16 protein-coding genes, 2 tRNA genes and 1 rRNA gene are annotated in these 17,420 nt (G+C 67.9%); 11 read left to right on the forward strand and 8 right to left on the reverse strand.

Annotated elements, in window-relative coordinates; genetic code table 11:
* Positions 1-6: 6 nt before the first annotated feature.
* Positions 7-123 (forward strand): 5S ribosomal RNA (rrf, locus tag ACIG5A_RS14120).
* A 139-nt stretch (positions 124-262) separates the two neighbouring features.
* Here rrf and ACIG5A_RS14125 read toward each other — a convergent pair.
* Positions 263-1,438 carry a DUF2786 domain-containing protein gene (locus ACIG5A_RS14125; protein ID WP_397240632.1) on the reverse strand — a complete coding sequence of 392 codons (1,176 nt, stop codon included), beginning with the start codon at positions 1,436-1,438 and terminating at the stop codon, positions 263-265.
* A gap of 228 nt (positions 1,439-1,666) precedes the next feature.
* Positions 1,667-2,740: a nitric oxide synthase oxygenase gene (locus ACIG5A_RS14130; RefSeq protein ID WP_397240633.1), complete on the reverse strand. Its 1,074-nt coding sequence runs from the start codon at positions 2,738-2,740 to the stop codon at positions 1,667-1,669.
* A 527-nt stretch (positions 2,741-3,267) separates the two neighbouring features.
* Here ACIG5A_RS14130 and ACIG5A_RS14135 point away from each other — a divergent pair.
* Positions 3,268-4,299 (forward strand): HoxN/HupN/NixA family nickel/cobalt transporter, encoded by a 1,032-nt coding sequence (locus tag ACIG5A_RS14135; protein WP_397241744.1) that lies wholly within the window; start codon positions 3,268-3,270, stop codon positions 4,297-4,299.
* 84 nt (positions 4,300-4,383) lie between these two features.
* A complete protein-coding gene (locus ACIG5A_RS14140) occupies positions 4,384-5,448 on the forward strand; it encodes an alpha/beta hydrolase (protein WP_397240634.1) in 1,065 nt (354 codons plus the stop codon).
* Between the two features lie 9 nt (positions 5,449-5,457).
* On the opposite strand, the gene hisC is transcribed toward ACIG5A_RS14140, so the two are convergent.
* A complete protein-coding gene (gene hisC / locus ACIG5A_RS14145; RefSeq protein WP_397240635.1) occupies positions 5,458-6,534 on the reverse strand; it encodes a histidinol-phosphate transaminase in 1,077 nt (358 codons plus the stop codon).
* Between the two features lie 117 nt (positions 6,535-6,651).
* On the opposite strand from hisC, the gene ACIG5A_RS14150 reads away from it, so the two are divergent.
* The 3 genes from ACIG5A_RS14150 to ACIG5A_RS14160 all read left to right on the forward strand — a co-directional run bounded on the left by ACIG5A_RS14150 (position 6,652) and on the right by ACIG5A_RS14160 (position 7,634).
* Positions 6,652-7,338 carry a dienelactone hydrolase family protein gene (locus ACIG5A_RS14150; protein WP_397240636.1) on the forward strand — a complete coding sequence of 229 codons (687 nt, stop codon included), beginning with the start codon at positions 6,652-6,654 and terminating at the stop codon, positions 7,336-7,338.
* A gap of 92 nt (positions 7,339-7,430) precedes the next feature.
* Positions 7,431-7,520, forward strand: a tRNA-Ser gene (locus ACIG5A_RS14155).
* 38 nt (positions 7,521-7,558) lie between these two features.
* Positions 7,559-7,634: transfer RNA gene (locus ACIG5A_RS14160), tRNA-Arg, on the forward strand.
* Between the two features lie 120 nt (positions 7,635-7,754).
* Here ACIG5A_RS14160 and ACIG5A_RS14165 read toward each other — a convergent pair.
* Positions 7,755-8,135: a hypothetical protein gene (locus tag ACIG5A_RS14165; protein ID WP_397240637.1), complete on the reverse strand. Its 381-nt coding sequence runs from the start codon at positions 8,133-8,135 to the stop codon at positions 7,755-7,757.
* A 164-nt stretch (positions 8,136-8,299) separates the two neighbouring features.
* Between ACIG5A_RS14165 and ACIG5A_RS14170 the strand changes: the two genes are divergently transcribed.
* The 4 genes from ACIG5A_RS14170 (at position 8,300) to ACIG5A_RS14185 (ending at position 12,808) form a co-directional block, all read left to right on the forward strand.
* Complete coding sequence (locus ACIG5A_RS14170) at positions 8,300-9,169, forward strand: NAD-dependent epimerase/dehydratase family protein (protein ID WP_397240638.1); 870 nt, start codon at positions 8,300-8,302, stop codon at positions 9,167-9,169.
* Positions 9,170-9,277: 108 nt separating this feature from the next.
* Positions 9,278-10,768, forward strand: a complete 1,491-nt coding sequence (locus tag ACIG5A_RS14175; RefSeq protein ID WP_397240639.1) for an alpha/beta hydrolase — start codon at positions 9,278-9,280, stop codon at positions 10,766-10,768.
* Between the two features lie 46 nt (positions 10,769-10,814).
* Positions 10,815-11,507 carry a response regulator transcription factor gene (locus ACIG5A_RS14180; RefSeq protein ID WP_397240640.1) on the forward strand — a complete coding sequence of 231 codons (693 nt, stop codon included), beginning with the start codon at positions 10,815-10,817 and terminating at the stop codon, positions 11,505-11,507.
* Positions 11,507-12,808: an ATP-binding protein gene (locus tag ACIG5A_RS14185; RefSeq protein WP_397240641.1), complete on the forward strand. Its 1,302-nt coding sequence runs from the start codon at positions 11,507-11,509 to the stop codon at positions 12,806-12,808. Before ACIG5A_RS14180 ends, ACIG5A_RS14185 begins: the two co-directional genes overlap by 1 nt.
* A gap of 1 nt (position 12,809) precedes the next feature.
* Here ACIG5A_RS14185 and ACIG5A_RS14190 read toward each other — a convergent pair whose 3' ends face one another.
* Positions 12,810-13,391: an NADPH-dependent FMN reductase gene (locus ACIG5A_RS14190; RefSeq protein WP_397240642.1), complete on the reverse strand. Its 582-nt coding sequence runs from the start codon at positions 13,389-13,391 to the stop codon at positions 12,810-12,812.
* A gap of 73 nt (positions 13,392-13,464) precedes the next feature.
* Positions 13,465-14,175: a maleylpyruvate isomerase family mycothiol-dependent enzyme gene (locus tag ACIG5A_RS14195; protein WP_397240643.1), complete on the reverse strand. Its 711-nt coding sequence runs from the start codon at positions 14,173-14,175 to the stop codon at positions 13,465-13,467.
* Between the two features lie 132 nt (positions 14,176-14,307).
* Here ACIG5A_RS14195 and ACIG5A_RS14200 point away from each other — a divergent pair, with 132 nt between their 5' ends.
* Complete coding sequence (locus ACIG5A_RS14200; protein ID WP_397240644.1) at positions 14,308-15,882, forward strand: esterase-like activity of phytase family protein; 1,575 nt, start codon at positions 14,308-14,310, stop codon at positions 15,880-15,882.
* Here the strand turns inward: ACIG5A_RS14200 and ACIG5A_RS14205 are convergent.
* Together ACIG5A_RS14205 and ACIG5A_RS14210 are read right to left on the reverse strand one after the other, a co-directional pair.
* Positions 15,875-16,615: a DUF998 domain-containing protein gene (locus ACIG5A_RS14205; RefSeq protein ID WP_397240645.1), complete on the reverse strand. Its 741-nt coding sequence runs from the start codon at positions 16,613-16,615 to the stop codon at positions 15,875-15,877. The genes ACIG5A_RS14200 and ACIG5A_RS14205 overlap by 8 nt on opposite strands.
* A 345-nt stretch (positions 16,616-16,960) precedes the next feature.
* A complete protein-coding gene (locus ACIG5A_RS14210; protein ID WP_397240646.1) occupies positions 16,961-17,380 on the reverse strand; it encodes a very short patch repair endonuclease in 420 nt (139 codons plus the stop codon).
* Between the last annotated feature and the right edge of the window lie 40 nt (positions 17,381-17,420).

Raw genomic sequence — 17,420 nt, forward strand, 5'->3', positions numbered from 1 at the left:
TAGAGTTACGGCGGCTATAGCGGTGGGGAAACGCCCGGTCCCATTCCGAACCCGGAAGCTAAGGCCACCTGCGCCGATGGTACTGCACTCGACAGAGTGTGGGAGAGTAGGACACCGCCGGAACATCATTCGCGAAAGCCCCTCGACTACGGTCGAGGGGCTTTCGGCGTTTCCGGACCCTCTATCGAATATCCGTCAACCCTCATTCACGCCCTGCCGCTCGATTGCGCTCGACCATTCGCGCGCACCGATTGCGGGGCGTCTACTTTCCGACGGCGCGGCGGGCTTGTAGGTGGGCGCGGTCGGCGGCGGCACGGCCTGCGTCCCAGCCGTTGGCGTTGGCGATGGAGATGCTGCGGTTGCGGGCTTGGGGGAAGAGGGTGTCGAAGGCCTCGTCGACCTTTAGTTGGTGGGAGGCGAGGACGGGGAGTAAGCGGGCGGAGTCGGGGGACTCGGCGATGGTGGTGGTGTTCGCCTCGGCTAGGCGCTCGCCGATGCGGGTGGCGTAAGCGATGAGGAAGGACTTGCGGTAGGAGCGGCTTCGCGAGTCGGCGGTGCGGGCGCGCTGGTTGCCGGTGGCGATCATCGCGCGGGTGGCTTGCACGAGTAGGGAAGTCGTGAGGAGTTCGACGGCGTCCAGGTCGGATTCGTCGCCGACCACGGTCATGAAGCCCCAGGCCGAGGCGAAGATCGCGCGGCACCGATTGGCTGTGCTCACCACATCGACCAGCAGCGCCTTGGCGTCGACATACGGTGTGTCCAGCCAGATTCGGCGGGCGCCGGGGAGATCGGGGACCGAAGTATCCGCATCGATCAGCACCCGATCGAGCGCGTACTTGGTCATCAGCTCCTGTGCCTTGGCCGAAAGCGCCTCGGCCTCTTCGGGAAACGAGGTCGACTCGGCTTTCGCCAGCAGACCCCGCACCCGGCTCAACACCTTCTCGTCGACCGCATGATGCGTGGCGGCTCGGGGGCGCGCGGTGCCGGGTAGCGGACGGATGAGCTCCAGCTGTGGCAACCGAATCAGCAGCGCCAGCGCCTCGATCACCGTCGTCACCGCTTCGACCGGAGTGAGCAGCTGCTTCGCCGCGTACTGACCGAGATGCGGCTCCGACTCCGACCACCAGACCGTGGCCTCGAGCTCGTTCAGCTGCGCCCGCCAGGTCTCATCGATCGACGTCGCCGCGAAAGGCTGGACGTAAGAAGCGATCACATCGGTCAGGAACGCCACCGCGAACTCGTCGACATTGCGTAACGCCGCCTGGTGAACATCCCCGGGCAGCCAGCCGTTCTGGAACACCCGCAGGATGACGTATTGCCCCGCCATCAGTGCGCCGTGTTCCACCTCCCGCCGTAGCGGATCGCGCCCGACCAGATCAATGGCGCACCGCCCCGCGGCATTCTTCCGCCCCTGCACCAATTCAGCAGCAGCAACCATGATCGCGTTGGCGATCCGCTCCGCATCCGCAGACGTGGCCCGAGCCTGTCCTCGATCGGCTCCGCCTCGCTGCCCGGAGTCGGCACCCTGCCTGTGACGCGACTCGGCACCCCGCCGACCACGCTGCTTACCCATGGATGACGCCCCCTCCGTGCAGTATCGACGCTGTTGTCTGTCCTGCAACGATAGGGCGGCCCACCGACATGCTCCGACCCGGCATCGATCAGCTCAGATGCTCGCCTCCGCGCTGAAATCCCGGCGGACGAAATTGGGGCGGATGGTCAGGTCGGGTGGGTCGTAGTAGCGGTGGAAGGTGGGGGTCAGGCCGGAGGAGAGGGGTGGGTTGATCCAGCTCCAATCGGTGGGGCAAGTGCGGCCTGCGGCCTCCTCGCGGCTGACGTGGTCGCAGAACTGTTTGGCCACCGTGTGGTGGTCGACGATGTGCACCTTCGCTTTCCGGAAGCTGTACAGCACCGCGCGATTCAGCTCGACCAGCGCCCGGTCCCGCCAGAGTGTGCGTTCCATGGCCGTGTCGAGCCCCATCATCTCGCCGATGAGCGGCAGCATGTTGTACCGGTTGGCGTCGCTCAGGTTGCGCGCGCCGATCTCGGCGCCGAGGTACCACCCGTTGAAGGGCGCGAACGGATAGGTGACGCCGCCGACTTCCAGGTTCATATTCGATACCGCGGGCAGCGCATGCCATTTCAGGCCGAGTCCGGCGAACCAGTCGAAGTCCGGGTGTTCCAGCGGCACCTGCATGGCCAGTTCGGGCGGTATGTCGAACCAGCGGATCGGTTCGTCGGGAGTGCTGATGAGCAGCGGCAGGATGTCGAACGGTGTTCTGGCGCCGCGCCATCCGAGTTTCCTGGCGAATTCGGTGAGCGCGATGTGCGCGGCGTCGCCGGTGACGGTGCCGTCGCCGTTGCGGTAGCCGGCGTAGCGGATGAGCTGTGGGCTGACGATGCGGAATTCGCGGCCGTCGGCCTGGCGCGGCGGGCCGACGGTGATCAGCGACTGGATGGAGCCGCCGTTGGTGGCCATGTGCAGGTGCTGCCAGCAGACCTCGGCCAGGTCGCGGGCCGAGCGCACGCGACGGGCGTCGAGCAGTTTCAGTGAGCGCCAATGTTTTCGGCCGACGCAGCGGGCGTGATTGCGCCACGCGAGTTTGGCGCCGATCAGGATTTCCTCGGCGGTTTGCAGATAGGTGCCGGTTTGTTCGAGCTGCTCCAGCGCGGTGCGGCGGCGCTGCGCCGACAGGTGCGCGAGTTCGGGCAGCCGGAAGAATTCGTCGCACTCCCGCATCCGCCGTTTCAGATCGAGGCTGAAAGGCTTTGTGTCGGGCGGCTCGTGGAGCGGGGGAACGGGTAGCACAGGGTTCACGATGTTCTCCGGTCGGGCATAGGTGCTGCGGTGAAACAGACGAGTTCGAGCAGAGAATTCGCGCGAGCGCGCGGCCGGAATCGCCCGCCGTGGCGGTCCGCGAGGGCGGGTGGATGCGGTGATGCCGCGAAATAGCTTCCACGCGAAGGGTGCTGGGGCGGCGCGGGGTCTGTCGCGGCTACGCGTCAACCGGCGGGCGGGCTTGCTGTGCAGGCGCACAGCAGGGTGACCTCGGTGCCGATGGTGTGGATCCACAATCATGCTTGTCCTAGTAGACGCCCGAAAGAGGCCCGGGGACCAGCCTACGGCGAGTGTGCTGGCTGTGTGCCCGAATTTGCTGGATTTGCTGCACGGACCGTATCGGTACTCGGCGAACCAGCGATGTCGAGTACGGTTGACCCGATCCGCGATTCAGTAGTGAGGGTTTGCTCGTGCGCAGTGTTGTGGGAATGGCGGCCACCGTTGTCGCGCTGCATGTGATCGGCTGGGGCGTACTGCTGCTGCTCGTGGTGCCGGGTCATCACGTGGTGCAGGGCGCGGTATTCGGGGTCGGGCTCGGTGTGACCGCGTACACGCTCGGCATGCGCCACGCGTTCGACGCCGACCATATCGCCGCGATCGATAACACCACGCGAAAGCTGGTGGCGGAGAACGGAAGTAAGAAGGTCCAATCGGTCGGCTTCTGGTTCGCGCTCGGTCACTCCACCGTGGTGTTCGTCCTCGTGGCGCTGCTCGCGTTCGGGGTGCGCGCGCTGGCGGCGAATCTGGAGGATGAGGATTCGGCGTTGCAGCGCTGGACCGGCCTGTGGGGCACCAGCATGTCCGGCACCTTCCTGATCGCCATCGGCCTGCTGAATCTGGCCTCGCTGATCGGGATCTGGCGGGTGTTCCGCCGTATGCGCCACGGCGATTTCGACGAAGCGCAACTCGAGCGCGAACTCGACAGCCGCGGCCTGCTGAATCGCGTGCTCGCGCCGGTGGTGCGGCTGGTGCGTAAACCGGTGCACATGTATCCGGTCGGGCTGCTGTTCGGTCTCGGTTTCGACACCGTCACCGAGGTCGGGTTGCTGGTGATCGCGGGCGGCGCGGCGGCAACAGGGTTGCCGTGGTATTCGATTCTGGTGCTGCCCGTGCTGTTCTCGGCCGGGATGGCGCTGTTCGATTCGCTCGACGGTTCGTTCATGAGTTACGCCTACGACTGGGCCTTCGCCAAGCCGGTGCGCAAGATCTACTACAACCTGGTGATCACCGGCCTCTCTGTTGCGGTGGCGTTGCTGATCGGTGGCCAGGAGATCGTTTCGATCTTCGCGGACAAGCTCGATGTCGAGTCGGGCGTGGTGGCCTGGATCGGCAATCTCGATCTCGGCGATCTCGGCTACCTCATCGTCGGACTGTTCGTTCTCACCTGGGCCGTCGCGGTGGCGGTCTGGCGTTTCGCGCGGGTGGAGCAGCGCTGGCAGGACGACCTCGCGTCGAACTGACGATCGAGCGCCGACCAGCGGTTCGGCATCGATGCGTGGCGTGACCGGCCGGAGGACGCTCGATGTCCGGCTACCATGGCGGCCATGCTGTTACGGCGCGTCGCGCGCCGCTGGGTCTCCAGCGTTGTTGTCACTGCCGCACTGCTGACCGGTGCGGCGGCATTCGGGGCGCCCCGCGTGGTTGCCGAACCGCCGGTCGGTACCGGATCCTCGGACGGTCCCGGCCCCGCCGAACCGACCGTCACACCAGGCCCTTCGCGCCCGTCGATCGACCGTGTCGAGCCGATAACCGACAGATTGCTGAAGGTCTTCGTCAAATCGCCTGCGATGCAGCGCACGGTGCAGGTGCAGGTGCTGCTGCCGCGGAATCGGTCCGCGGCGCGCCCGACGATCTACATGCTCGACGGGCGCAGTGCCCAGCCGGAATCCAACAACTGGATCGATCTCGGCGACGCCGTACGGTTCTACGACGACAAAGACGTCAACGTGGTGTTCACCGTCGGCGGCCCGGCCAGCTTCTACACCGATTGGCGGAAGCCGGATCCCGTGCTCGGCACCAACATGTGGGAGACGTTCCTCGCCCGCGAGCTGCCCCCGCTGCTGAACGCGAGGTTCGATGGCAACGGCCGCAACGCGGTCATGGGCGTCTCGATGGGCGCCGAGGCCGCGATGATGCTCGCGTTCCGGCAGCCGACTCTGTACCAGGCTGTCGGCGCGCACAGCGGTTGTTTCTCCACGGGAACCGATTTGGGGCAGGCGCAGGCGCGCGCGGTGGTGGCGACCTATCAGGGCGAGCCGGACAACATGTTCGGTGGCCAGGACGATCCCGAATGGCTCGCCCACGACGTCACGCTGCACGCGGAAGGGTTGCGCGGCAAGGCGATCTACGTGTCGGTCGGCAGCGGCATACCCGGTCAGTACGACGTGCCCGGCACGCCGAATGTCGACGTGACGAGCGCGATCGGCTTCGGCGGCCCGCTGGAGGCCGCGACCAACATGTGCACGCGCAGGCTCGTCGAGCGCCTCGAGCACCTGAAGATCCCGGTGACCAGTGACTTCCGGCCGACCGGGACCCACTCCTGGCCGTATTGGGCCGACGAGCTGCGCAAGTCGTGGCCGACCATCGCGAACGCGATCGGCACTCGCTAGCGGAACTGCTCAGACAAACTTCGCCACGACGGCGGGATCGGTGGCGAAGCGCAGGAACGCCTCGTTCTCGTGCGGGTCACCGATGGTCACCCGGACGCCGTCGGTGCTGTAGGGGCGAAGCAGCACACCGGCTTCCGCGCTCGCCTCGCCGTATTCGACGCTGCGCGCGCCGAGTGGCAGCCACAGGAAGTTCGCCTCGCTCGGCGGCACCTGGTAGCCCACGGCGCGCAGAGCGTCGCGAATCCGGTCCCGCTCGATGACGAGAGTCTCTGTGCGGTCCAGCAATTCGTGTCGCGCCTCCAGCGACGCGATGGCCGCGGCCTGTGCGACCCGGTTGACGCTGAACGGGATGTGCACCTTCATCAGCGCGGTGATCACCGCGGGATCGCCGACGGCGTAACCCGCGCGCAGCCCCGCGAGCCCGTAGGCCTTGGAAAAGGTGCGCAGCACAATCACATTCGGCCGCGTGCGGCCCAATTCCACACCGTCGGGCCGATCTTCGGGCGCCAGCCGCAGATATTCGTGATAGGCCTCGTCGAGCACGACGAGCACCCGCGCCGGGATCTTGTCGAGGAACCGCTCGAGCTCCGCGCGGCCGACCGCGGTGCCGGTCGGGTTGTTCGGGTTGCAGACGAAGATCAGCTTGGTGCGCTCGGTGACCGCCGCGGCGAGCGCGTCCAGGTCGTACGCCAGCTCCGGCGTGAGCGGCACCGTCACCGAGGTGGCGTTGCCGACCTGCGTGACGATCGGATACGCCTCGAACGAGCGCCAGGCGAACAGCACCTCGTCGGTGGGGGTGTCGCAGGTGATCTGCACCAGTTCCTGGCACAGCGCGACGCTGCCGCAGCCGACCGCGACATTCGCGACGGAGACGCCGAGAAACTCCGCGAGCGCCGCGCGTAGCTCGCTCGCCTGGTTGTCGGGATACCGGTTGGCCAGTTCGGCCGCTTCGGCGATGGCCTTGGCTGCCGCGGGTAGCGGGCCGAAGGTGGTTTCGTTGCTGGCCAGTTTCACCGCGCCTGGGTGATTGCGGCCGGGGACGTACGCCGGGATCGAATCCAGATCCGGCCGAATGTGCACTGTCACACCATCCACCTTAGGTCGCCTTCCGAAACCCTAGGCTCCGTACCGGAAATTCTGTGGTCGATAGCCGTTCAGCTGGAATTTCTCGCCAAGATCAGGAAGTCGCCATACCCTGGTTCCATGTCGGGCACTTACGACGATATTGCCCCACTGCGTGGCGGCGAGGATATGGCGCGGGCCGCCAATGCCCGGGTACCCATCACGGTGGTCGAGCCGGAGGGCAACGCGCGCGGTGCGATCGTGGTGCTGCACGAATCCCGGGAGTTCACCAGGACGCTGCTGGATCTGATGGACGCGCTGGCCACCGAGGGCTGGACGGTGGTCGCGCCCAATCTGTTCCACCGGGTCAACGGTGAACCGCCCGGCGCGGTCTTCGGTGAGGAACTGTTCGACGATTTCGACGCCTGCTTCGATTGGCTGACCCGCCGCGGTGTGTTTCCCGACACCATCGGCGTCCTCGGTTTCGATTCCGCGGGCACCGCCGCCTTCCTGGTCGCCACCAACCGGCCGATCGGCGCCGCGGTGAGCGTCGCGGCGCCCGGCATCGTGGAGCCGCTCACCGACCAGGCCGACGCGCTGGTGCACGCCGCGCCGAACCTGCAGGCGCCGTGGCTCGGCCTGTACGGCACCGACGATCCGGCGACTCCGCCCGCCCATATCGACCGACTGCGCGACGCCACCGCTCGCGCCGCGGTGGCCAGCCTCGTGGTCACCTATCCGGGACTGCATCACCGCGCCGATCACCCCGAGGCCGACGATCCGTCCCAGGTCCGCATTTTCGCCTGGTTCGACAGCAACTTACGCTGAGTAACCAGGCGTTTTGCGATCTGGACGGCGGCTACTGTAACCTTCATGCTCGGCGGTTCGAAAGGACCGGTGCCCTCGAAGAGAAGGCTCCAGGAGGCGTGCCAGAGCGGCCGAATGGGACTCACTGCTAATGAGTTGTCCCTTCACGGGGACCGGAGGTTCAAATCCTCTCGCCTCCGCCACACCCAGCTTCGGCTGGGTGACAACTGAAGAATGCCATGCGCCCGTAGCTCAACGGATAGAGCATCTGACTACGGATCAGAAGGTTAGGGGTTCGAATCCCTTCGGGCGCACCATGTATCGGCGGAAACGCTGAACGCGCAAACCGCGAACGCAGGATTGGTTCGCGGTTTGTTCGCGTTATGGGGTAGTTCGCAACGCCCGGACGATCGCTCGTCCGGGCGCTGTCATGTCCGTCACAGCACGAGGCAGGAACTGCCCGCGTTGATCCCGGTGCCCACCGTGAGCACGATCGTCTTCGAATCGTCGTTCTGCGTGACCAGGATGGTGTGCGTACCCGGCGTCGCCGGGGTCCACCTGGCGGTGTGCGTCTTCGGGGCCGAGCTCGCCTGGGTCGCGGCGAACAAGGCGCCGTTGTCGTAGAAGTTCATGCCCGCGCCGGTCGCGCCGGTCGCGACCACCTCGTAGGCGCACCCCGTCCCGACCCCATTGCTCAGCCCGCCGCCGGCGATCACGACACGGGCGCCGATCTCGGCCGAAGCCTGCGGTGCGCTCAGCACCAGGCCGGCGCCGGCCAGCACGATCGCGGCCGAAACAGAGTTCCGAAGATTTCTCATCGAGTACAGACTCCCTCATATTTGGCTTGGACGAACGCCAGCCATGTTGCCAGACAACAACTCTCGCTCTATCGGACGAATGACTTACATTTGCCGTCCCCCTGGGCGGCAGCGCGCGGCATCGACACGAATAATCGAGGGGTTGTCGTTCTGAAAGGGATCGCATGCGCGTGCTCGTGACCGGGGCGGGTGGTTATCTCGGTGGGGCGGTGGTCCGGTCGCTGCGTGGCGCCGGGCACGCGGTCACCGGGATGGTGCGCGGACAGGCCTGCGCGGGGTTCCGGGTCGGCGATCTGCTGGATCGTGGGTCGCTCGTGGACGCGGTGCGGGATGTCGACGCGGTCTGCCATCTCGCCGGGTTGGGGCGGGCGCGGGAATCGCTCAGTCAGCCGTCGCGGTATCACGACGTCAACGTGGGCGGTACGGAGGCGCTGCTGGACGCCATGGCGGCAGCGGGCGTGCGGCGGCTCGTATTCGCCTCTACGGCAGCGATTTACGGCGCACCCGAGCGTCAGCCGATGCCGGAGGAGCTACCCGACGATCCGCCGCATCCCTACGCCGTGAGCAAATTGGCGGCCGAGCGGGCGATCGCAGCACGGGTGGCCGCCGGTCAGCTCGGGGCGATCACGTTGCGGTTGTTCAATATCGCGGGCGGAGCGGATCCCGAGCCCACCCGGATCATGCCGCGCGCACTGGCCGCCGCGGGGGCAACGCTCACCGTCAACGGTGATGGGACCGCTGTCCGCGACTTCGTCCACGTCGATGACGCCGCACGCGCGTTCACCGCGGCGATCGGCCATCTTCCCGCGCCGGGTGCGTACCGCCGCTACAACATCGGCAGTGGCGCAGGCACGAGCGTCAACGATGTCGTCGCCGCCGTCGAACGGGTGACCGGGCAGCCGATCGCCGTCGAATACCGTCCCGCCGCTCCGGAACCGAGCTGCCTGGTCAGCGACAGCGCCCTGGCCCGCCGCGAGCTCGGCTGGGTTCCGCTGCCCCGCTCCGTCGAAGCCATGGTCCGCGACACCCGCTGACTTTCTTACACACTTTTGCCGTTCGTCTGACCGCGCTCCGACAACGGCCACCCAGGATCACTGTCGTTGCCTCGTTCCGAGAGGCACGGTGGCGAAAGGGTTTTCAGGATGCATTGGAGTGTGCGCGGGGCGATGGGCGCCGCCGCGGCCGCGGTGTTGGCGATGAGCCTGCCCGCCTGCGGGACCGAGCAGTCCGCCGCGGCCCCGTCGTGGTGTCCGACGGTGCAGGGGCATCGGGTCGAATGCGGGACGGTGGCGCGGCCGCTGGTGTCCGGCAAACCGGAACTCGGCGAGGTCCAGGTGAGCTATGCGCTGGTGCGGCGCGGTAACACCGACGCGCCTGCGGCCGGTGTCATCGCACCCAACCCGGGTGGTCCCGGCGTGCCGCTCATCGCGCATGCCGCCGAGGCGGTGCGGCTGATGGACACCGGCCTGCTCACCGATCACGATCTGCTCCTGATCGATCCGCGCGGCACCGGTGAATCGAGCCCGCTGGATTGCGGTGCGTCCGAACAGGACTACCAGCTCGGCACGCGAGAAGCACAGCGGCAGACCGTGGCTCGGTGCGCCGAGCGACTCGGCCCGCGCGCCGTCGGCTACACCTCGGCGGCCACGGCCGACGACTTCGATGCCGTGCGTGCGCAACTCGAGATCCCGAAGCTGGTGCTGTACGGGATCTCCTACGGCACCTACCTGATGCCGATCTACGCGCAGCGGCATCCCGAGACGGTGCAGTCGATCGTGCTCTCGGGCGCCTACCCCGTCGATTTCGATCCGCTGCAGCGCCCCAACGCCGAGGCGGTTTCGCAGGCGCTGCACCGCATCTGCGAGCGCAGCGCCGCCTGCGACGGTGCGACCGCGGTCGCGGATCTGCGGACCGTCGCCGCGCGCCTGCGCACCGTGCCGCTGATCATCGACGGCCCGGCGCCGATGACGCTCACCGAGGGCAAGCTCGGCAACCTGCTGTTCGAGGGGGCCACCAGCGGCGTCGGCGCCGACCCGACGACCGAACCGCTGCTCGGCACCGTCCCCGCGGCGCTGCACGCGGCGGTGCGCGGCGATGACGCTCCGCTGCGCGCCTTCGCCGCCGCGGCGGCCGGGCAGCCGACCTTCGAGAACATCGACCTGTACATGACCGTCGCCTGCAACGACTATTCGTCGCTGTGGTCGCCCGAGGCGGACACCCCGACCAGGGAGCAGCAGTACCGGCAGGCGATCGACCGCGCCGGATCGCTCGGCGCGTTCAGTGCGGAGGGCTTCTCGGCCGCCCAGCGCGACGGTGGCGACGCCTGCCTCGGCTGGCCCGCGAACGGCCTGGTGCGTCCCGCGCAGATGACCGCGGCGCTGCCCGACGTGCCGGTGCTCGTGCTGTCCGGCGACCTGGACGCCATCACCCCCGACGCCAACGGCAAGCTGGCCGCCAAGCGCTTTCCGCACGCCACGTTCGTCTCGGTCCCGAATACCGGACACGTTCCGGATATGGCGCCCGGCGGCTGCGTGACCGACCTCATCACCCGATTCGTACGCACCGGCGATCCAGGTCCCACCGACTGCGTCGCCACCATCCCGCCGATCGCCGTGACACCGGTCACGAACTGAGACGACGGCCGACATGACCGCATCACCGCAGCGTGACAATGGTGCCGTGACCACCGCCGCCACCGTGCTCGTCGTCGAGGACGACCCGAATGTCCGCAGCACCCTGAACCAGCTGCTGCGTTTCGAGGGCTACCGGGTGCTGCTGGCCGAGGACGGACTCGCCGCCTTGACGCTGATCGAGCGCGACCGCCCGGATATGGCGGTGGTCGATGTGGTCATGCCGGAGCTGGACGGCCTGTCGCTGTGCCGTCGGCTGCGCCGCAACGGCGACCGGCTGCCGATCCTGGTGCTCACCGCACGGGATCAGGTCGGCGACCGGGTCGCCGGGCTCGACGCGGGCGCCGACGACTACCTGGCCAAGCCGTTCGCGACCGACGAACTCCTCGCCAGGCTGCGCGCCCTGCTGCGTCGCAGCGCACCCGAACCCGGCGTCGACCAGCACACGCTCACGGTCGGCGATCTGAGCCTCGATCCGGCGACCCGCGAGGTACGCCGCGGCCCGCGCGAACTCGACCTGACCAGAACCGAATTCGACGTACTCGAGCTGCTCATGCGCAACGAGCGGATCGTGCTGACCAGAAGCCGTATCTACGAACATATCTGGGGCTTCGACTTCGATACCGAATCCAGGTCGCTCGATGTGTACATCGGCTATCTGCGACGCAAGACCGAGGAGGACGGCGCGCCGCGGCTCATCCACACCGTCCGCAATGTCGGCTACACCATCAAAGCCGCGTAATGCTGCGCACCCGAATCACTCTCGTCGCGATCATCGCGGTGGTCGCCGCCATTCTGATCATCGTGGTGCCGTCGTATCGGGTCGTCACCCCGCTGATCGCCGATCAGCTCGATCGCGGCCTGTCCGATCGCGCCGACACCGTCCTCGCGGCGCTCGCCGCGGGCGCGCCGCTGCCGCCGCGACCGGATACCACCGAACAGCTGCTGCTGGTCGACGGCACCGTGCGCCCACTCCAGCCGGGCCGGGAACCCTTGCCGGTCACCGAGGCCGACCTCGCGGTGGCGCGCACCGGCCAGGGCGTGAACGCGACCGATATCGACATCGACGGCGTCGGCCACGGCATCGTCACCAAGGGCAGGCCGGGCGGCGGCGCGGTGATGGTGAGCCAGAACTTCGCCGAGGCCGAGCGCATCGATCGCGAATTCCTCTGGCGCACCACGGGAATCACCGCGCTGGCGCTCGCCGCGGCGGCGCTGGCGTGCTGGCTGGCCATCGGCCGCATCCTGCGTCCCATCCGCCGGCTGGCCGATGCCACCGAACACATCGCCACCACACAGGATCTCGGCACCACACTGCCTGCGGCCGATCGCGGCGAAGTCGGCGAGCTGACCCGCAGCTTCAACACCATGCTTGCCGCCCTGCGCTTTTCGCGCGCGCAACAGCAGCGGCTGGCCGAGGACGCCGGGCACGAACTGCGCACCCCGCTCACTTCGGTGCGCGGCAGCGCCGAGCTGCTACAACGCGCACACGGCCGCCTCGCCCCCGAGGACGAGGCGCAGGTGCTGGCCACCCTCGTGCAGGAGGCCAAGGCGCTGGACGAACTGGTGCGCGAACTCGTGGAACTCGCCGCCGACCAGTACGCCGTCGAAGACCCGATGCCGTTGGCGCTGAGCGATATCGCGCAGGACACCGCCGAGCGTTTCCGCCGCCGCACCGGGCGCGCGATCACCGTGCTGCTCGACGATCCGGCGACCGTCTCGGCTCGTCCTCGCGCCCTGGCCCGCTGCGTCGACAACCTCGTCGACAACGCCGTCAAGTTCAGCCCGCGGGACGCACCCGTCGACATCACCGTCCAGCGCACGAGTGTCACGGTTCGCGACCACGGTCCCGGTATCGCCACCGCGGACCGCGCCGCCGTCTTCGACCGCTTCTATCGTGCCGACCGCACCCGCGCCACTCCTGGCTCCGGCCTCGGGCTGGCGATCGTGCACGACATCATCGCCACGCACGGCGGCACCGTGCGTGCGGACAACCACCCCGACGGTGGCGCGGCCGTCGGATTCACCCTGCCCGCACCATGATTCAGGCGACGTAGGGGCGTTCGGCGCGCGCCGAACGCAGTGCGTCCGCCCACCACAGGAGCTGGTCGAGTAGCTTGTCGGCCGCCGTCGTTGTCATCGGATCGATGGGCCGGCCGTCGGCGTCGAACTTGTCGACGGCCCCGTGGAAGCTCACGGTGTCGCGCACGGTGACCGCGTGCAGTTCGGCGAACACCTGCCGCAGGTGCTCCACCGCGCGCAGACCGCCGGAGACGCCGCCGTAGGAGACGAAGCCGACGGGCTTGGCGTGCCACTGACTGTGGTGCCAGTCGATCGCGTTCTTCACCGGTGCGGGAAAGCTGTGGTTGTACTCCGGGGTCACCACCACGAACGCGTCCGCCGCCGCCAGCCGCGGGCTCACCGCTTGCAGCGCTTGCGCTTCGGCCGGGTCGGGCCGATGCGTGATGTGCGCGGGCAGCGGTGTGCGCGCGAGGTCGACGACGTCGATCGCGATGTCGCCGCGCTGTGCGGCGTGTTCGACGAACCACGAGGCCACCGTCGGCCCGAATCGTCCGTCCCGGGTACTACCGACGATCACCGCGACCTGAACCGGTGTGTCCGGCATGCCAATTCCTTTCGACGCTGCGGGGGTTACCGCCACAGCGTCGAACATCAACAAAGGTTGATGTCAAACCGGCTCAGAGCCAGGCGGGCAGCGCAGGCACCGGGCCCGCCAGATCGGCGCCGTCGGAACGGCCGAGCAGCCAGGCCAGTACGGCGGTGGCCGGACCGCTGACGGTGCCGTCGGCGGTCGCGGCGCCGAGCGTCGCGGTGAAGCCGGTGTCGGTGGTCCGCAGCGTGATCGCCGGGATGCCGTCCTTCGCGTTCATCATGGTGACGGTCTCCGGCAGCAGCCTGGCCACGAATTCGGCGGGCCAGTCCGAGGTTTCATAGCCCGCGCCGAGATCGACGTGATGGATTTCGATCTCGCGCAGGCGCATCCACGGCACCTCGGAACCGGGGATCTCCCGGCCCTGGCGGGTGCGGATCGGGGCCTGCCACGCCGCGGCGGGCATGGCGCGGGCCAGCGCCAGCCACCGGTCGGCGGCCTCCTCGTTATCGGTCAGCTGCTCGGCGAGCGGTCGCGGCGCGCCCGCTTCGATATCGGCGTCGCGCAGCGCCATGCTCGCGTACTGCGGGGTCTCGATGCCGGTGCGCGCCCAGAGCAGCAGGTTGACCAGGCTGTCCGCGTTGCGGGCCAGGTGCGCGAGCACATGGCCACGGGTCCAGCCCGGCAGGCGCGACGGGGCGGTCACGTCGGCCTCGGTGTAGCCGCGGACGGTGTCTAGGAGGCGGTCCGTCGCCTTGGCGACGGTATCGAGCATCTGATCGGTAGCAGAGCTGGTCACGGTTCCGACCCTATCGACAGTGCGCGGGCCCGTCCCCGGAAAGAGCAGTCAGCCGCTCGATCGCGTCGGTCCGGAGGTGGTGCGAATCGTTAACCCGCCCGTCTTCCTCCGGTCGGAAAAACAGGGTAGGCAGTGACGGTGGTAGTTAGCTCTCGAATCACCGCCTCCGCCGTCCTCGCTGTCGGCATCTTGGCCGCCGCCTGCTCATCGTCGAGTTCGGACACCGATTTCACCGCGCCGAAGGACAGGCCGCTGGTGATCTCGCTGGACGATCTGCTCGCCAAGACCGGCGGTAGCGCCGCGGTGGCGGTCGCCGATCCGGAGCACGGCACGCTGACCCGCCGCCTCGACGGCGCGCTCGTCTACACACCGAAGGCCGGATATCAGGGCGAGGACAAGTTCGCCGTCACCACCACCGACGCGGTGCGCCTGTACACCACCGACATTCCGGCGCTCGGCGATTTCGGCGGAACCACGGTGCAGGGCAGCGGTTTCGGCTCCGCCTGGACGCCGGTCCCCGGCGCGAAGGACGAGTTCTACGGGCTCACCGACCGCGGCCCGAATGTCGACGGTCCTGGCAAGAACGAAAAGCTGTCGCCGACACCGGCGTTCGTCCCCAAGATCGGCCGCTTCAAGCTGACCGGCACCCGCGCGGTGCTGCAGTCCACCATCGAATTGCACACCGCCAACGGCACACCCTTCAACGGTCAGGTCGATTCCGCCGCGAGCACCGGCGAGACCATCAAGGACCTGGCGGGCAATGTACTGCCGCCGACCGATCACGGCCTCGATCCCGAGGGGTTGGTCGCGCTGTCCGACGGCACCTTCTGGGTATCCGACGAATACGGCCCGTTCCTGGTGCATTTCGACGCCAAGGGCGCGGAGATCGAGCGTATCGGCCCCGGTAACGGCCTGCCGAAGGAACTTTCGCTGCGCACCCCCAACCAGGGCATGGAGGGCCTGACCGTCACCCCGGACGGCGGCACCCTGGTCGGTGTGGTGCAGAGCGGTTTGCGCGCACCGGATCTCGACGGTTCGGCCAAGGATGTGCCGATCACCCGCATCGTCACCGTCGATCTGAAGTCCAAGGCGGTCAAGGAATTCGTGCTGCCGCTGGAGGATCCGAAGAAGACGAAGGTCGCCGATTCGGAGATCACCGCGCTCAGCGCGACCACCTTCCTGATCGACGAACGCGACGGCAACATGGCGCCCAAGGCGGACAAGAAGCTGTGGACGGTGGATATCGCGCAGGCCACCGACGTCGGCCCGCAGGCGAATGTGCCGGGCGCGCAGTACAACCCGGACCGCGGCGGCCTGCAGGTCGACGGTAAGGCGCTGGAGGCGCTCGTCGGCACCGGCTCCACCACCGACACGATCGCCGCGCTGAAGAAGGCGGGCATCACCCCGGCCGCCAAGACCAAGAGCCTCGACTTCAACGGCCTGCTGAAGGGATTGAACGCCGACGGCAAGTTCTTCGGCCACGACAAGATCGAGGGCGTCGCCACGCTGGACGGCGGTAAGACGCTCTACATCGCCAACGACAGCGATTTCGGGCTCGCCGCGAGCCAGGGCGAGCAGCCGCCGTTCGGGCTGAAGCCGAAGGTGCTGCCGAACGGCCTGCAGGACACCGGCGAGATCCTGTTCGTCGACACCGCCAAGCTGCCCGCGAAGACCGCGACCTACACGGTGCGGCTGACGGTCAAGTAGCCGAGCATTCGGCGCGGTCGGGTTCGACGACCGCGTCGGGTTCGGTCCATTCGCGGCCCTCGAGCACGACGGCCGCGGCAAGGGTGATGAGCCACAGTGACATCGAGCCGACCTGGATGCGCTGGGCGATGCCGAGCGCGTAGTTGCCCGGCAGGTTGTCGGCGACGAGCATCCACACCGTCGCCGCCGACCCGAGTACGAGCACGACGAGCCCGAATTCCCGCAGGATGCGCCAGCGGTGATAGCGGTAGGCGGCCAGGCTGAACGCGAAGGTGGCCACCGCGATCGAGGTCACCGCGATGGTGCTGGTGAGCGCGTGCGGCTGGTGCAGCTGCGGGAACAGTTCGCTGTGCCCGGCGCCGCACGAGCTGTCGCCGGGCGCGCACTCTTTCAGTGGTAGTAGCACGTCGGCGATGGTCGCGGCGCCGAAGCAGAACAGCGCCACCCATCCGACGGTGGTCAGGCGGCGGCGCGGGAACAGCAGCAGGCCGCCGAGCGCGGCGGGGACGAGCAGTATCCCGACGATCTTGTCGCCGGTCGCGAACACCTCGCGGTACGGGGCGCCCGGCTCGGCGAGCTGGCTGAGGAACGAGTTGACCGGGTCGTTGTCCAAGCGCAGTACGAATTGCAGAACCCAGGACGAATAGCAGAGACCGGCGATCGCGATGGCCCCGGCGATCAACCAGGACGCCACCTTGACGCGCCGTTCGGCGATCTTCGGGCTAACACTCACGCGTCCCATTCTCCTGGTTACCACTGAACCGATGATCAGCGGCAGGTGCGTGGCGTATTCGCGCCGTGCGGTCGATCACGCCATCCATCAGGTCTGATGGGATATTGCCAACTGCCGCACAGGGTTTTGTCAGGTTCGGCGGCGAGGGTGAGTACTGAAGCGATCCCAAGGAGGTTCCCCATGATCGGCTTCATCACCGCACTGTCCGGATTCGCCGTACTCGCCGCGATGGCGGCATCCGGATACCTGGCCGCTCATTCGCCGCGCTCGCTGGTTCGCACCACCCGCCGCCGCTGATTTTCAGCGTCGATCACTGCAGCGTCGATCACTCCAGCGTTGATCGGTTCAGCGTTGCACCGCCGCCTGAACCCGTGCGGCCGCGTCGACCGGGTCCTCGTGTTCCCACACGCGGATGACCTGCCATCCGGCGGCGGCCAATGCCGCGTCGGTGGCCCGATCCCTGGTGACGTTGCCCGCGAGCTTGGCGGCCCACCACTCGGCGTTGTTCTTCGGATCGGTCGCGTGCTCCGGGCAGCGATGCCAGAAGCAGCCGTCCACGTAGACCGCGATGCGCAGCCGGGGAAATACCAGGTCGGCGCGGCGGCGCTGGCCGGGCAGCGGTGCGCGGTCGACGAAATACCGCAGTCCGCGCCGATGCAGTTCGCGGCGCAGCGCCAGCTCGGGTTCGGTGTCCGCGCGGCGCTGGCGGGACATACGCGCGCTGGTCGCCGCATCGGTCGATGGCCGTTGCGACGAGGGGCTCATGCTGTGTCCCTTGTGACATGAGCGGGGCCCTGCGTGGTTA

It is taken from the genome of Nocardia sp. NPDC052566, from assembly GCF_044547285.1.
In the GTDB taxonomy this organism is placed as follows: Bacteria; Actinomycetota; Actinomycetes; order Mycobacteriales; family Mycobacteriaceae; genus Nocardia.

Excerpts from the sequence above, each read along its gene's own strand:
- ACIG5A_RS14165 (WP_397240637.1), bottom strand. The coding sequence starts at position 8,135 with ATGAGAAATCTTCGGAACTCTGTTTCGGCCGCGATCGTGCTGGCCGGC.
- ACIG5A_RS14170 (WP_397240638.1), top strand. The coding sequence starts at position 8,300 with ATGCGCGTGCTCGTGACCGGGGCGGGTGGTTATCTCGGTGGGGCGGTG.
- ACIG5A_RS14135 (WP_397241744.1), top strand. The coding sequence starts at position 3,268 with ATGGCGGCCACCGTTGTCGCGCTGCATGTGATCGGCTGGGGCGTACTG.
- ACIG5A_RS14150 (WP_397240636.1), top strand. The coding sequence starts at position 6,652 with ATGTCGGGCACTTACGACGATATTGCCCCACTGCGTGGCGGCGAGGAT.
- ACIG5A_RS14185 (WP_397240641.1), top strand. The coding sequence starts at position 11,507 with ATGCTGCGCACCCGAATCACTCTCGTCGCGATCATCGCGGTGGTCGCC.
- ACIG5A_RS14175 (WP_397240639.1), top strand. The coding sequence starts at position 9,278 with ATGCATTGGAGTGTGCGCGGGGCGATGGGCGCCGCCGCGGCCGCGGTG.
- ACIG5A_RS14190 (WP_397240642.1), bottom strand. The coding sequence starts at position 13,391 with ATGCCGGACACACCGGTTCAGGTCGCGGTGATCGTCGGTAGTACCCGG.
- ACIG5A_RS14125 (WP_397240632.1), bottom strand. The coding sequence starts at position 1,438 with ATGGTTGCTGCTGCTGAATTGGTGCAGGGGCGGAAGAATGCCGCGGGG.
- ACIG5A_RS14130 (WP_397240633.1), bottom strand. The coding sequence starts at position 2,740 with ATGCGGGAGTGCGACGAATTCTTCCGGCTGCCCGAACTCGCGCACCTG.
- ACIG5A_RS14210 (WP_397240646.1), bottom strand. The coding sequence starts at position 17,380 with ATGAGCCCCTCGTCGCAACGGCCATCGACCGATGCGGCGACCAGCGCG.
- ACIG5A_RS14140 (WP_397240634.1), top strand. The coding sequence starts at position 4,384 with ATGCTGTTACGGCGCGTCGCGCGCCGCTGGGTCTCCAGCGTTGTTGTC.